This window comes from Marinobacter metalliresistant (assembly GCF_038098645.1).
GTDB lineage: Bacteria > Pseudomonadota > Gammaproteobacteria > Pseudomonadales > Oleiphilaceae > Marinobacter > Marinobacter metalliresistant.
This window is the reverse complement of sequence record NZ_CP101118.1, coordinates 2,277,007-2,291,380: the sequence shown is the minus strand read 5'-3', so window position 1 is coordinate 2,291,380 and position 14,374 is coordinate 2,277,007. Positions and strand designations below refer to the sequence as shown.

Here is a 14,374-nt window from a genome sequence, read left to right as displayed (position 1 = left end):
ATTAATCCCGCATCAGTTTCTCGAGGTAGTGGATGGTGAAGTCTACCTGCTTAAAACCACCATCGCGTACCAGTTTTCGATGCAGGGACTGGTTGGTCTTGATGCCCTCGACCAGCAGTTCGTCCAGCGCGTTCTTCATGCGCCGCCGTGCGATCTCGCGATCGTCACCCCAGGTGATCAGTTTGGCGATCAGTGAATCGTAGAACGGCGGTACCGTGTAGCCACTGTAAAGGTGCGAATCAACCCGCACACCGTTACCGCCAGGCGCGTGGAAGTGTGTGACCTTGCCCGGGCTCGGTACGAAGGTTTTCGGGTCTTCCGCGTTGATCCGACACTCGATGGCGTGCCCGGAAATGCGGATATCATCCTGGGTGTACTGCAGCGGCAGACCGCTGGCAATACGCAGCTGTTCGCGGACAATGTCCACGCCCGTCACCATTTCGGAGACCGGGTGCTCAACCTGAACCCGGGTGTTCATTTCGATGAAATAAAACTCCCCGTCCTGGTACAGGAACTCAAAGGTACCGGCGCCAACGTAGCCAATTTCCTTGCAGGCATCGGTGCAGGCCTTGAGGGTGCGCTCCCGGGATTCCGGATTGACGTCCGGAGCCGGAGCTTCTTCAATGACTTTCTGGTTCCGGCGCTGCATGGAGCAGTCACGGTCGCCCAGATGAATGCAGTTGCCGTGCATGTCGGCCAGCACCTGAACCTCCACGTGCCGGGGTGTTTCCAGGAATTTCTCCAGGTACACCGTCGGATCGCCAAAGGCATTCTTGGCCTCGCTCTGGGTAATCTGGACACCCTTGAGCAGGGCCGCTTCCGAGTGGACCACCTGCATACCGCGACCACCGCCGCCGGACGCGGCCTTGATCATCACTGGGTATCCGATTTCCCGGGCAATACGGAGTGTCCGTTCTTCGTCTTCGTCGAGCGGGCCGTCTGATCCCGGCACGGTTGGAACGCCCGCCTTGATCATGGCGTTGATGGCAGACACCTTGTTACCCATGAGGCGAATGGTCTCGGCCTTGGGCCCGATAAAACGGAATCCGCTTTTCTCGACCTGTTCGGCGAAATCGGCGTTCTCGGCAAGAAAACCATAGCCGGGGTGAATGCCCACGGAGTCGGTGACTTCTGCCGCACTGATAATTGTCGGGATGTTCAGGTAGCTGTCGGTCGGACTGTTGGGGCCAATACAGACAGACTCGTCTGCCAGGCGTACGTGCATCAGATCACGGTCGACCTGGGAGTGCACTGCCACGGTCTTGATGCCCAGCTCCTTGCAGGCGCGCAGAATCCGGAGGGCAATTTCACCCCGGTTTGCGATCAGTACTTTCTCTAACATGGCCATGAGTAACTATTACCCCGTTCAGGAAATGGCGACCAGGGGCTGGTCAAACTCGACCGGCTGGCCATTCTCGACCAGGATCTCCGTGATGGTTCCGCTCTTGTCAGCCTCGATCTGGTTCATCATCTTCATGGCTTCCACGATGCAGACCACATCACCCACGTTGACGGTCTGGCCGACTTCCACAAATGCCTTGGCAGTGGGAGACGGGGAGCGATAGAACGTGCCCACCATCGGGGATTTCAGGGTGTGGCCGGCCGGAGCTGCCGGCGCTGATGGTTCTTCCGCGGCCGGTGCAGAGGCCGCCGGAGTGGGGGCTGCCTGCGGCGCGGGGGCCGGATAATGGCTCATGTAGTGGGTGCCGGCGGCCGGCTCGCGGCGGCGAGAAATGCGCACCGAATCGTCGGCCTCATGAATCTCCAGCTCCTCGACATCAGATTCCTCAAGCAGCTCGATCAGTTTCTTGATTTTGCGAATATCCATAGTCAGTCCAGTCCCGTTTTGTCAGGTCTATCGGTGAATGCGTTTCAGGGCGGCCTGAAGTGCGAGGTCGTACCCCTGGCTGCCCAGCCCACAGATAACGCCTTTGGCGATATCCGAGAAATAGGAGTGATGCCGGAAGGGTTCCCGCGCATGCACGTTGGAAAGATGCACTTCGATAAAGGGGATCCCCGAAGCCAGCATGGCATCCCTGAGGGCAACGCTGGTGTGGGTAAAAGCCGCAGGATTGATAATAATGAAATCCACGCCTTCCGCCCGGGCTTCGTGAACCCGCTCAATCAGTTCGTATTCGGCGTTTGACTGCAGGTGCAGCAGGTGGTGGCCTTGCTCTGCCGCCCGCGACCGCAGCCGGTCGTCAATATCGGCCAGTGTCTCGTAACCATAGACCTCTGGCTCTCGGCTGCCGAGCATGTTGAGGTTGGGGCCATGGAGCACGAGAATTGTCGACATGGTTCTGTCTGCCTTGATGTCTTTTAACAGGATCGCCGAAATTAACGGCAAGTTCCCTCAATGGTGCGTGCTTGTTTCCCTCAGATCAACACTTTTTGACAATCTTCCCTGTTGTCCATTGGTCGTAAAAAGACGGCAAATGAAGCGAAACGGGATCTTTCCGTTGATGACAGTCATTGTCGTGAACGTTGGTAAGAACTTCTATACGACGTTGGTTTCATAAATGGCAGGCGCCGGGCAAGGGCTGAAGCTTGCCCGGCGGGGCAGGGGCGGGGCTGGATGGTCAATCCGCCAGGGTAACGCAGTTGCGGCCATGTTCCTTGGAGGTGTAGAGCGCCCGGTCCGCGCGCTCGCACAGGGCCTGGGAGGTATCTTCATTCCAGTCCGCGATGCCACAACTGAAGGTAACATTGAACTCCCTGTCCCCCGCTGGCCGCTGCAGTTCCGAGAAGCGTTCGCGAATTTCGTTGAGCACGTTCCGCGCATCGCTTGGGCGGGTGTTGGGCAGGATGATGGCAAATTCCTCACCGCCATAGCGGCCAATGTGATCGGTTTTGCGCAGGCGCTGCTTGAGGAACATCGACAGGCTCCGCAGCACGCGGTCTCCAATCGGGTGGCCAAAGGTGTCGTTCACCTTCTTGAAATAGTCGATGTCGATCATCGCAAAGCACAGAGGCTGGCCTTTCTGCCGCGCCCTGACAATTTCCTGGTCCAGCAGGTGCAGGGTGTGAGTGTGGTTGAACAGCCCGGTCAGGCTGTCGCGGATCATCAGCGCCAGCAGTGAACGCGCGCGCCGCCCGCGGTTATGAATGGTCGCAATCAGGTGTTTGGGATCGATCGGTTTGGTGAGGAAGTCGTCACCGCCCAGGCTCATTGCGTGGAGCTGCTTGCTGACATCTTCTTCCGCCGACAGGTAAATGATGGGTACGCTGTGAAAGCGGTCCTGCTGGCGGATTACCCGGGCGATTTCCATGCCGGTGCAGCCTGGCATGTACATATCCAGGATGATGATCTCCGGAGAAAATTCCTCCAGGCCATGAATAATCTGCATCGGGTCGGTGATGATGTGGGCGGTCATGCCCGCTTTTTTCAGCACCGTCTCCATGTATTTGGCCTGGGCCCGGGAGTCGTCCAGTACCAGTACCTTATAGGGCTCCACTGTATTGCCATGGGTGTAGGTTTCGATCTTCTCGATCAGTTGGCCGGGATCAACCGCCGGATAGAAGAATTCCTCGCCGCCACAGCGGGAAGCCTGCAGCCGGGTCTCGATGGAACCGTCCTCGTCGCTCACGAAGATGATCGGGATGGGCGTGTCGTGACGTTCCTGCAGATGTTCAATGGTGGCGATGCCCGCATTGGGCGTGCCGCCAAAGTTAACATCCACCAGAATGGTTTCCGGCTTGTGCAGTGCGCAGGCTTCGGTCAGATCTTCGGGACTGGCAAAGGCTGAGGCCCGGAAGCCGAAAAACTCCAGCTGACGGATGAGGCGGGCTGCCATCTCCTGGTGGGTCAGGGCAATGTAAACCGGAGTGCGACGGAACTGGTGAGGCACTTCGGGATTGTTGCGGTCCGTCCGGCGCAGCGTGCTTTGGGAGAGGGCTTCGATGGCATCCTGGAGTTTCCGTTCCAGAGTCTCGTCCAGCGCTGAACCGGCCTCCCAGTGGTTGATCAGCTCAAGGATGGTCTGGCCCGCTTCGGCGTGGCTGACCATTTCGAAACGTTGTGCGTAACGGACCAGTTTGTCCGTGGCGGCGGCGAACTCCCCGCGATGAGCCGCGGCCTTCTCACCGTCTTCGTGAATCTTTTGCCAGGTATCCAGAACAACCCGGGCCTGGGTTGTTACACGGCGTGCGAAATGCTGCCTGAGTTTTTCTTTCTGGCTTTCGTCGTTCATGCTGCTCCGGCCTGTCTCTTTTTCGTTATTGGTCGTCCTTCCCCGGTGCGGACAATTTTTCAACCTTAGTCCTTTTGCAGAGTCTATAGTGTTTAATGTTGTCGGCGTAGGTTGCGCACTGTAAATGTTTGTCAACTCTGCGGTGCAGGTCACAATCACCTGGCCAGCGGGCGGTATCTGTCGATTCATTATCCGAATCACCGGGATGGGCAGATCGCCGGCCGGGCCATGCTCCCACAGGAGTGGAAACTGCGGCGGAATACTCGGTACTCTGTACGCTGGGTATCGACGGAGCCATGGGTTACCATCCTGGCCGGCCGTTTGCCGCTGACAATCAACAGACAGGGGATTAAAAGTCATATGCCAGGCAAAATCAGACAGTACTTCAGGGGCAGGAAAGACGATGTTCAGGATTATGCCGGGGGCAGCGGTGTTATTGGCAAACTCATTCTGGCTTTGCTGGTGGTGTACCTCCTGGTGTCGGTCGTCCTCGGCATGTACTGGAGCAGCGAGCCCGACGCGTTTTCAGTTCGTGAATATACCCGCTCTGTAGCCAATTCCATGGAGCGTGAACCGGTGACGGGTTTCGCGACCACGGTGACCATGATCCGGATCGCAGAAACCCTGCTTGAAAAGCCCGGCGGCTATATCTCCAACGATATATTCCCGCCTGGCGTTTGGCTGGATAACATGCCCAGTTGGGAGTTCGGCGTGCTGGTGCAGCTCCGGGACCTGTCCCGGGCCATGCGCCGCGATATCGCCCGATCCCAGAGCCAGTCCGCAGAGGATCCGGACCTGATCATTGCCGAGCCGCAGTTTCATTTTGACAGCGGAAGCTGGGCCATCCCGTCTACCGAAGCGGAATACCGTCGCGGTATCGCAGCCCTGAAGCGTTACCTCAACCGGCTGTCGAGTCCGGAGCAGGCCAATGCCCAGTTCTACGCTCGGGCGGACAATCTGGCAAACTGGCTGGCGGACCTTGAAACCAGAATCGGCAGCCTCTCAAGAACACTGGGCGAGAGTGTCGGCAAGGCCTCGGTATCTGATGCAGTGGCCAATATGGATATGGATAACCCACTGCAGGAAGAGGCAGTGGGCATTGATGTGAAGACGCCCTGGACCCAGATTGATGATGTTCTCTACGAAGCCCGGGGAAGTTCCTGGGCCCTGTTGCATATCTTCCGTGCCATTGAGGTGGACTTCCGGAAGGTGCTGCAGGACAAAAATGCCATGTCCAGTATGAAACAGGTGATCATTGAGCTGGAGGGTGCCCAGGGGCCAATGTGGAGCCCGGTGGTACTGAACGGCAGCGGTTTTGGCGTACTCGCCAATCACTCACTGACCATGGCCGCCTATCTCTCCCGGGCCAGCGCGGCAATCAGTGATATGCGAGATCTGCTTTCCCGGGGGTGATTGATGACCTGTCCCGGGTGGGCAAGCATAAAAAAACCGGGCATCGCGTCCCGGTTTTTTGTGCCCTGGAATTACCGGATCAGCCCTTGTAGGCGTTCACGGAATCCACGATGGCTTTTTTGGCAGCTTCGGCGTTGTCCCAGCCCTGAACCTTGACCCACTTGCCCGGCTCAAGTGTCTTGTAGTTCTCGAAGAAGTGCTTGATCTGATCGCGCAGCAGCTCGGGCAGATCGGTGATTTCCCGAACGTTATGGTAGGTGGTGGTCAGTTTGTCGTGGGGCACGGCAACCAGCTTAGCATCACCACCGGCTTCGTCTTCCATGTTCAGCACGCCAACCGGGCGGCAACGGATCACGGAGCCTGCCTGAACCGGGTAGGGGGTTACTACCAACACGTCCAGGGGGTCGCCGTCGTCGGCCAGGGTGTGCGGGATGAAACCGTAGTTGGCCGGGTAGAACATCGGGGTAGCCATGAAGCGGTCGACCAGCAGGGCGCCCATGTCTTTGTCCAGTTCGTACTTGACCGGTGAGCTGTTGGCCGGGATTTCGATAGCAACGTAGATGTCTTCAGGCGGGTTCTTACCTGAGGGGATGTTGTCGAATTGCATGTGCGATCCTTCCTGGTACGTTAAGGTACGTTTAACTGCTAACTGCGGTTAAAAAGTGGACGCAATTATACGGGAGTCTCCTGCAGTTCGAAACTAAACCTTGGTCGGGCCGGACTTTGAAGCGGCTCCTGTCTGGGTATCTGGCATTTGTGCATGCGGCTATCTGCCAGGACCTTCCGAAAAACGCCCGTAAATACGTCCCTGTAGGGCTCGGTCGCGCCATCCTTGGCGCTCCACGTTTTCGGAAGGTCCTGGCAGATAGCCGCCCGAACTTTGGTGATAGGCCGGGAATCGACGCATGCGAATTGTGGGATAAGCATGCTCTGAATCCCGTAGGGGTGTGTCAGGGGCCTCTCCCAAAACTGTGCGGAGCCATGGATGGCGGAGCCCAAGCGTCACAGGGATGTGCCGCAAGGAGCGTGTTTTGGGAGAGGCCCCTGACACACCCCTTCCTCGAAAGTCTCGGGCTACAAGGTTCAAATGCGCCTCCACACCACGAAACCTAGAGCCGGAGCTGCTTGGCAATCAGTTCCTTCATGATTTCGGTCGTGCCGCCGCCGATAGAAAGAATTTTGGCGTCCCGGTAAAGGCGCTCGACGACGGTTTCCCGCATGTAGCCCATGCCGCCGAACAGTTGCACGGCTTCCCGGGTGACCTTTTCGCAGACGTCCACGGAGAAGTTCTTGGCCATGGCTACCTGCTTGATGGGGTTCTTGCCGGCCTGCATCAGGGCAGCGCAGCGGTAGGTGTATTCCCGGGCCACGTCAATCTGGGTGGCCATGTCCACAAGTTTGTGGCGGGTTACCTGGAAGCCGGCGATGCTGCGGCCAAAAGCCAGCCTCTGCTGGGCGTATTCCAGGGCTGCCTCATAGGCGAGTTGGGCGGTCATGTAGGCCATGATGGACAGACTCAGGCGCTCGGCCAGGAAGTTGCTCATGATGGCGATGAAACCGGCGTTTTCGGCGCCGATCAGTCGGTCGACGGGGACACGGCAGTCTTCAAAAAAGAGTTCGGCGGTGTCGCTGGCCCACCAGCCCATTTTCCGCAGCTTCCTGCCGGTGGAGAACCCGGGCATGTCCCGGTCAATGAGCAGCAGGCTGATGCCACCGTGGCCCTCGCCCCCGGTGCGGACGGCGACGGTGTAATGGTCGGCGCGCATGCCGCTGGTGATGAAGGTTTTGCTGCCGTTGACCATGTAGTGGTCACCACTGCGAACGGCCCTGGTTTTGAGGCTGGCCACATCCGAACCGCCACCGGGTTCGGTAACGGCGAGGGCAGAGATTTTCTCGCCCCGGAGTACCGGCGGAACAATCTGCTCGCGGACCTCTTTCTTTGCCCACTTGGCGACCGGGGGCAGGCCGATATCCAGGGAGCCGAGGCCGGCAACGAGTCCGCCAGAGGTGGAGCGCATGAGTTCTTCGGACACGGCCACCTTCAGAAAGATGTCCCCTTCGCCGATGCCGCCCAGGGCTTCCGGGAAGCCGATGCCCAGCAGGCCCGCATCGCCGGCTTTTTTGTAGAGCGCTCGCGGGAATTCGCCGGCTTCTTCCCAGTCATCGATATGGGGCAGCACATGGGTATCGATGAACTTGCGGGCAGTCTGGCGCACCTGTTCGTGAGTTTCGTTGAAGTAATCGGACATGGTCGAGTCCCCCCTGATCGGAATCAATGGCAAGCAGTGTCGCGTAATTCCTGAACCCAAGCAAGCGCTTGGTTTGCCTTCCGTGGGGCAATAAAAAAGCTGGCCCGAAAGGCCAGCTCTGTTGCGTAATCCAGGTAGGGGAGGCTCAGGCGCCCTTGCGGGGAATGCTCTTCACCCCGTCTTTGGTGCCAAGCAGCAACAAATCAGCCGGGCGGCGGGCAAACAGGCCGTTGGTGACCACGCCCACGATGTTGTTGAGCTTTTCCTCGATCTGGATCGGGCGGGAAATGTCCATGTTGTGAACATCGATGATGATGTTGCCGTTATCGGTCACTACGCCTTCCCGGTAAACCGGATCGCCCCCGAGTCTGACGATCTCCCGGCCAACATGGCTGCGGGCCATGGGGATGACTTCCACCGGCAGCGGGAATTTGCCCAGAATACCGACCATCTTGGAGTCGTCTGCGATGCAGATGAAGGTTTTGGCGACCGCCGCCACGATCTTCTCCCGGGTCAGGGCGGCACCGCCACCCTTGATCAGCTCCAGGCGCTCGTTGGTTTCGTCAGCACCGTCAACATAAAACTCCAGTTCGCCGGCACTGTTGAGGTCATAGACCGGAATGCCATGGCTTTTCAGGCGCTCGGCGGTGACTTCGGAGCTGGCGACGGCACCGTCAAATTCAGTTTTCAGCTCGGCCAACAGGTCGATAAAGAAGTTGGCGGTGCTCCCGGTGCCAACGCCGATGATGCTGTCGCTATCCAGACGAGGGGCGATGTAATCAAGGGCGGCTTTGGCGACGGCTTTTTTCAGTTCGTCCTGGGTCATGGGAGGCTCCGGCTGCAAATCAGATGGGATTTGCACGCATTATAGCGCTTAAGAGCGCTCTGCTTATAGACGGCTGGCGTGCAAACTTTCTACACTGTGGGTTTTTCCCAGCCGACCATCAACCGCAAACCAACCAAAAGCCGGAATTGCTATGCCGCAACGCTACATCAAGAAGATTCTCGATGCGCGCGTCTATGACGTGGCCATTGAAACACCCCTCACTGAAGCCCGTAGTCTGTCCAAGCGTTTTGGCAATAATATTCTGCTCAAGCGTGAAGATCTTCAGCCGGTGTTCTCCTTCAAGATTCGCGGCGCCTATAACCGGATTGCCCAGCTTTCCGAAGAGCAGAAGGCCAGGGGCGTGATCTGTGCCTCGGCTGGCAATCATGCGCAGGGTGTGGCTCTGGCGGCGAAAAAGCTTGGCATCAAGGCTGTGATTGTGATGCCCCAGACCACGCCTGAGATCAAGGTGCGCTCAGTGCGGGACCACGGTGCCAGGGTGGTACTGAAGGGCGATGCCTTTGATGAAGCCGCTGCCCATGCCCAGGAACTGGTCCAGAAACACGGCTACACCTACATCCCGCCCTATGACGATCCGGATGTGATCGCCGGCCAGGGCACGGTGGCCATGGAAATCATGTGGCAGTTCAGCAAGCCGATCCATGCCATTTTCATCTGTGTTGGCGGTGGCGGACTGATTGCCGGCATGGCGGCGTACATCAAATATCTGCGTCCCGAGGTCAAAGTAATTGGCGTCGAGCCGGAGGATTCCAACTGTTTGCAGGCGGCCATGAAGGCGGGCAAGCGGGTGGTGCTGGACGAAGTCGGTATTTTCGCCGACGGCGTGGCGGTCAAGCAGATCGGCAAGTACCCATGGGAGATCTGCAAGGACCACGTGGACGAGGTGATCACCGTATCCACCGACGAAATCTGTGCCGCCATCAAGGATGTGTTTGAGGATACCCGTTCTATTGCCGAACCGGCCGGTGCGCTGGGCGTGGCCGGGATCAAGAAGTACATCGAGCGGGAGCAGATTGAGGACGAAAACCTGATTGCCACCCTGAGCGGTGCCAACATGAACTTTGATCGCCTGCGCTACATTTCCGAGCGCACGGAAGTCGGTGAGAAGCGCGAGGCCATCCTGGCCGTGACCATTCCGGAAAAGCCGGGGGCGTTCAAGACCTTTATCAATGCCCTGCACAAACGCAGCATCACCGAGTTCAACTATCGGTATGCCGACGCCACCAATGCCACGATTTTCGTGGGCATCCAGATCGCAGCGGGTGGCCACGGCCGTGAAGACCTGGTTCAGGACCTGCGGGAGAATGGCTATTCCGTGGTCGACCTGACCGACAGCGACCTGGCCAAGCAGCACATTCGCCATATGGTGGGCGGCCACGCGCCGACCATTACCAACGAAAAGGTTTTCCAGTTCGAGTTTCCGGAGCGCCCCGGCGCTTTGCTGAAGTTCCTGATGTCACTGGGCACCCGCTGGAACATCTCCATGTTCCACTACCGAAACCATGGCGCAGCCTACAGCCGTGTTCTGTTGGGGGCTCAGGTGGAAGATGACGAAGTGCAGGATTTCGAGAAAATGCTGGACAAGGTCGGCTTCCGCTATGAAAACATGACGGACAATGAGGCTTACCAGCTGTTTCTTGGGCAAGGAAATGCACGATCGAGCTAACGTAGAGTAGGTCAGGGGCTGGTAGGGCTTTCCAAAACTGTGCGGAGCCATGGATGGCGGAGCCAAGCGTACAGGGACGTATTTACAGCGTGTTTTGGAAAGCCCTACCAGACCCTGGCCGGCCGCCGTGCACAAAGCTTACCTAATTTTAATCTGTCAAAAATTGTAAAAGTGCAGATAGGTGTTAGTCTTTCTTCTGATTCTTGAAGTCAAGAATAGCTCACTGATTTCCCGACACTTTCAAAACTGCATTTTGAGGAACTGAAGCCATGGGCGGCAAGCCTGACATCATCAAAGCCATTGTGCTGATTTTTGCCATCGGCCTTGTGATAACCGGTTTCACATCCATCCACACCTCAGAAGACAAAAATGGCAGGGCCAACAGCCTTGTAGGCTCTGTTCAGGTCATTAGTCAGCCGGTGAATCGGTAACGCCGTTTATCGGTAACCACGCTGTGCAGGGGCACGTCCCAGGGTTCTACTGGCAGCTTTTCTACTTTCTGAAAATCATGGGCCAGACCGATCAGTTTTGGGGCCAGTCGTGGTCGTATCCGGCTGAAGGCAAACGTCCTGTCGTAGAATCCCCCGCCCATTCCCAGCCTTCCGCCGTTCTCATCAAAACCCACTAACGGAAACAGCACCGCATCCAGTGCCCATGCCGGGCGCCGAAGGCCTTTGCTGAACGCCGGTTCGGGAATGCCGAAACGGTTGGCGGTCAGCTCCACGCCGTCGTAATAGGGACTGAACACCAGTCTGCCTTCGTGAATCGGGTGCAGTACGGGCAGATAGAAGCGGATGCCCTTGCGCAGGGCAATGTCCAGGTAGACATGCGGGTCAATCTCGCCGTCGTTGGGCAGATAGATGGCAATGTGGCGGGCGCGGTGCAGGTCGGGATTCTTCAGCAGGTTCAGGGCCAGGTACTCGGCGGCTTGTTGCTGCTGCTCGAAACTAAGCGCGCGCCGGTGCTGCCGAAGGCGTTTGCGAAGGTCACTGCGCGAAAGGGTGTCCGGATGGTATTCAAACGGTTGGGGGGCGATAAACTGGCTCAAAATAAAGCTTCCCGGGCTGCCGTTATCGGATGTTGCCCTTGAACCCAGAGTTCAAGGTCGGTGGCCGCTGTGACATATTAGGCTTTCCCCTGACGGGGACGTGCTCACAATGCCCTGAAGTAGCCACCTGGGTAATGCGCATCGGCTCGAGGACGTATCCGACCATAGCGAACAGCCCAGGAAGTTGATCCCATTATACGGGCAGGGTCGGGGCCGATTGCAACACCTGTCATGCATTCTGTGCGGATTTTAATGGCCCGAGCCGTCACCGAGGGCACCGTCGAGTTTGTTGTCCATGGCCCTGAGCAGTGTGCTGGTGGCGTCGGACATGGTGTCGCGTTCAAGCAATTCATGGGTCATGTTCAGGGCAGCCATGACAGCAATGCGCTCGGTGCCGAATACTTTGCCGCCTGCGCGGATTTCCCGCATTTTGCTATCCAGGTGCCTTGCGGCCCTGATCAGTGCGTCCTGTTCTTCCTCAGGACAGGCGACCAGATATTCCTTGTCGAGGATCTTCACCTCAACGGTGGTGGATTGCCGTGCCATCAGTGATGCTCCAGTGCCCGAAGGCGGCCGATCATGGCTTCGATCTTGTGCTTCGCGTGATCGTTCTTCTGCATCAGCTGGACCCGTTCCCGGTTCCAGTCATCCTGCAGCACCCGCAGTGTGGCGTTGTCCCGCTCCAGTTTCTGGCAGTGCTCTATCAGCCTGTCCAGCTTGTCCGCTAATGCCTGTACTTCGGACTGTTCCATGAGGTGCCCAGCAGTGGTTTGAGGTTATTAAAGCCAACTATAAGTGTGGATGGTAAGTCGGTCAATTTACAGGCTTGTCATTGCAGCCCCTGCGTGATGCAGATCACTGATCAGCCGCCTCTGCGAATCCGGGCGTCTGCTGTCGGGTTCAGGCGTGTTCTCCAGTGGGGTATCATCGGGCCATCCGACGGGAAGTGCCTTGGCATCCCCTGAATGCTAGGATAGGCACTTCATTCAACAACACAGGATCCGCCTGTTTCATGTCAGAATCCGACACTTCCGGTGCTGCCCGCGCCGCTGAATTTGAGCGCTGGGCCAATGTCTTTACCGCCCACAAGGCGTTCAGCCATCCCTCCGAATTGCATGGAGCCCTGTGTGGGCGGCTGGCTGCCGGATCCCGTATTGAAGAACTGGACTGGTTGGCGATGGTGTGCGAGCACATGGGGTTGCCCGAGAGCGCTGCCGAGGAGTCCGGCGACCTCGCCCCGTTCATGAATAAGGCCTACGATCAGGCTCTGGGGCTCTTGAAATCGGCCGACATGAGTTTCCATCCTCTATTGCCTGACGATGATTACGCCATTGAGCAGCGCCTTGAGGCCCTGGTCGCCTGGGTGCGGGGATTTCTGGAAGGAATGGCGCTGGCTGCCGGGGAGGCTTTGGGGCAGGCTCCGGACGAGATTCGCGAGCTGATTGAGGATATGGTAGCAATCAGCCAGCTTTCCGACGACGAGGAAGCGGACGATGAAAGCGAGCAACAGCTACTGGAGATTACCGAATACATCCGGCTGGGGGCGCTGGCGGTGTTTACCGAGTTCAATGCCCCGGAAAAGCCGGCGTCTGAATCGCCGACCCTGCACTGAGCAGGCCAACGACTGCAGGAGAGTGTATGACCTCCATGATACCTCTGAAGGAGTTTGCCGAGCGCCGTCGCAAGCTGATGGAGCGGATGGCGCCGGACAGCATTGCCATTATTCCGGCGGCGCCGGAGCGTGTTCGCAACCGGGACGTGCTGCACCCGTTTCGCCAGGACAGCGATTTTCATTACCTGTCCGGTTTTGGTGAGCCAGAGGCGGTACTGGCCCTGATCCCGGGGCGGGAACATGGCGAGTCGGTCCTGTTCTGCAAGGAGCGGCATCCGGAAAAAGAGCTTTGGGACGGTTTTCTGGTGGGCCCGGAGGGGGCCATTGAGCGTTATGGCCTGGACGATGCGTTTCCGGTCTCCGACATTGATGACATCCTGCCGGGCATGATCGAAGGTCGCAGCCGGGTCTACTACCCGCTGGGCAGGGACGATCATTTCGACGCCCGGGTGATGGACTGGGTGAAGGTGATTCGCAGCAAGGTCCGCAGTGGTGCCCACCCGCCCGGTGAGTTTGTGGCTCTGGAGCATCTGCTTCACGACCTGCGGCTTTTCAAAAGCGCCAATGAAATCAAGGTCATGGCCAAGGCCGGCGAGATCAGCGCCGAGGCTCATTGCCGGGCCATGAAGCGGGCCCGAAAAGGCGGCTTCGAATACAACCTGGAAGCCGAACTGATCCACACCTTCATGGAACACGGTGCCCGATCAACGGCTTACCCTTCGATTGTCGGCGGCGGAGCCAACGGCTGCATCCTCCACTACATCGAGAACAGCGCGCCGCTGAAAGAAGGCGACCTGGTGTTGATTGATGCCGGCTGCGAGTACCAGTGCTACGCCTCGGACATTACCCGGACCTTCCCGGTCAGCGGCAAATTCAGCACCGAGCAGCGTGCCTTGTATGAGGTGGTCCTGGCGGCGCAGTACCAGGCCATTGAGGCGGTTTCTCCGGAAAACCACTGGAACCGGCCCCATGAGGCGGCGCTGGAGGTGCTGACCCGGGGCCTGATCGATCTGGGCCTGTTGTCCGGCACGGTGGAAGACGCCATCGCCAACGAAGCCTATAAGCCCTTCTTCATGCACCGCACCGGCCACTGGCTGGGAATGGATGTGCATGATGTGGGGGATTACAAGGTGGGCGATGCCTGGCGCCAGCTGGAGCCCGGGATGGTGCTGACGGTTGAGCCAGGGCTCTACATCGCGCCGGACAATACCAATGTGGATGAGAAGTGGCGGGGCATTGGCATCCGTATTGAAGACGACGTGGTGGTGACCAAGGGCGGTTGCCGGGTTCTGACCGATGCGGCTCCCAAAACCATCGCCGACATTGAAGCCCTGATGGCGGACTGACAA

At 58.2% G+C, this 14,374-nt stretch carries 15 protein-coding genes and 1 other RNA gene; 5 read left to right on the top strand and 11 right to left on the bottom strand.

Annotated elements, in window-relative coordinates; genetic code table 11:
* Window position 1: 1 nt before the first annotated feature.
* The 4 genes from accC to NLK58_RS10750 all read right to left on the bottom strand — a co-directional run bounded on the left by accC (window position 2) and on the right by NLK58_RS10750 (window position 4,190).
* Window positions 2–1,348 carry an acetyl-CoA carboxylase biotin carboxylase subunit gene (gene accC / locus NLK58_RS10765; protein ID WP_117618548.1) on the bottom strand — a complete coding sequence of 449 codons (1,347 nt, stop codon included), beginning with the start codon at window positions 1,346–1,348 and terminating at the stop codon, window positions 2–4.
* A gap of 18 nt (window positions 1,349–1,366) precedes the next feature.
* Window positions 1,367–1,828 carry an acetyl-CoA carboxylase biotin carboxyl carrier protein gene (gene accB, locus NLK58_RS10760; RefSeq protein ID WP_117618547.1) on the bottom strand — a complete coding sequence of 154 codons (462 nt, stop codon included), beginning with the start codon at window positions 1,826–1,828 and terminating at the stop codon, window positions 1,367–1,369.
* Window positions 1,829–1,855: 27 nt separating this feature from the next.
* On the bottom strand, window positions 1,856–2,296 hold the full coding sequence (aroQ, locus tag NLK58_RS10755; RefSeq protein WP_117618546.1) for a type II 3-dehydroquinate dehydratase: 441 nt from the start codon (window positions 2,294–2,296) through the stop codon (window positions 1,856–1,858).
* Between the two features lie 283 nt (window positions 2,297–2,579).
* Window positions 2,580–4,190 (bottom strand): diguanylate cyclase, encoded by a 1,611-nt coding sequence (locus NLK58_RS10750; RefSeq protein WP_117618545.1) that lies wholly within the window; start codon window positions 4,188–4,190, stop codon window positions 2,580–2,582.
* A 360-nt stretch (window positions 4,191–4,550) separates the two neighbouring features.
* Here NLK58_RS10750 and NLK58_RS10745 point away from each other — a divergent pair, with 360 nt between their 5' ends.
* Complete coding sequence (locus NLK58_RS10745; RefSeq protein ID WP_117618543.1) at window positions 4,551–5,603, top strand: DUF2333 family protein; 1,053 nt, start codon at window positions 4,551–4,553, stop codon at window positions 5,601–5,603.
* A gap of 79 nt (window positions 5,604–5,682) precedes the next feature.
* Here NLK58_RS10745 and ppa read toward each other — a convergent pair whose 3' ends face one another.
* The 3 genes from ppa to rpiA form a co-directional block, all read right to left on the bottom strand.
* Complete coding sequence (gene ppa / locus NLK58_RS10740) at window positions 5,683–6,210, bottom strand: inorganic diphosphatase (RefSeq protein ID WP_117618542.1); 528 nt, start codon at window positions 6,208–6,210, stop codon at window positions 5,683–5,685.
* A 502-nt stretch (window positions 6,211–6,712) separates the two neighbouring features.
* Entirely contained in the window at window positions 6,713–7,852 is a 1,140-nt protein-coding gene (locus tag NLK58_RS10735; protein ID WP_117618540.1) for an acyl-CoA dehydrogenase family protein, read from the bottom strand.
* Between the two features lie 145 nt (window positions 7,853–7,997).
* Window positions 7,998–8,678, bottom strand: a complete 681-nt coding sequence (rpiA, locus tag NLK58_RS10730; protein ID WP_117618539.1) for a ribose-5-phosphate isomerase RpiA — start codon at window positions 8,676–8,678, stop codon at window positions 7,998–8,000.
* A 151-nt stretch (window positions 8,679–8,829) separates the two neighbouring features.
* Here rpiA and ilvA point away from each other — a divergent pair, with 151 nt between their 5' ends.
* Together ilvA and NLK58_RS10720 are read left to right on the top strand one after the other, a co-directional pair.
* A complete protein-coding gene (ilvA, locus tag NLK58_RS10725; RefSeq protein WP_117618538.1) occupies window positions 8,830–10,365 on the top strand; it encodes a threonine ammonia-lyase, biosynthetic in 1,536 nt (511 codons plus the stop codon).
* A gap of 269 nt (window positions 10,366–10,634) precedes the next feature.
* Entirely contained in the window at window positions 10,635–10,796 is a 162-nt protein-coding gene (locus tag NLK58_RS10720; protein WP_162893715.1) for a hypothetical protein, read from the top strand.
* On the opposite strand, the gene NLK58_RS10715 is transcribed toward NLK58_RS10720, so the two are convergent.
* The 4 genes from NLK58_RS10715 to NLK58_RS10700 form a co-directional block, all read right to left on the bottom strand.
* Window positions 10,778–11,413: a 5-formyltetrahydrofolate cyclo-ligase gene (locus NLK58_RS10715; protein WP_117618537.1), complete on the bottom strand. Its 636-nt coding sequence runs from the start codon at window positions 11,411–11,413 to the stop codon at window positions 10,778–10,780. The two genes, NLK58_RS10720 and NLK58_RS10715, sit on opposite strands and share 19 nt — an antisense overlap.
* A gap of 4 nt (window positions 11,414–11,417) precedes the next feature.
* A non-coding RNA gene (gene ssrS, locus NLK58_RS10710) (6S RNA) lies at window positions 11,418–11,599 on the bottom strand.
* 63 nt (window positions 11,600–11,662) lie between these two features.
* Window positions 11,663–11,959, bottom strand: coding sequence for a cell division protein ZapA (locus tag NLK58_RS10705; RefSeq protein WP_117618536.1), 297 nt, complete (start codon window positions 11,957–11,959; stop codon window positions 11,663–11,665).
* A complete protein-coding gene (locus NLK58_RS10700) occupies window positions 11,959–12,165 on the bottom strand; it encodes a TIGR02449 family protein (RefSeq protein ID WP_117618535.1) in 207 nt (68 codons plus the stop codon). The genes NLK58_RS10705 and NLK58_RS10700 overlap by 1 nt, the downstream gene beginning before the upstream one ends.
* Window positions 12,166–12,425: 260 nt before the next feature.
* Here NLK58_RS10700 and NLK58_RS10695 point away from each other — a divergent pair, with 260 nt between their 5' ends.
* Both NLK58_RS10695 and pepP read left to right on the top strand, forming a co-directional pair.
* Entirely contained in the window at window positions 12,426–13,025 is a 600-nt protein-coding gene (locus NLK58_RS10695; protein WP_341580740.1) for a UPF0149 family protein, read from the top strand.
* A 26-nt stretch (window positions 13,026–13,051) separates the two neighbouring features.
* Entirely contained in the window at window positions 13,052–14,371 is a 1,320-nt protein-coding gene (gene pepP / locus NLK58_RS10690; protein ID WP_341580739.1) for a Xaa-Pro aminopeptidase, read from the top strand.
* Window positions 14,372–14,374 lie beyond the last annotated feature (3 nt).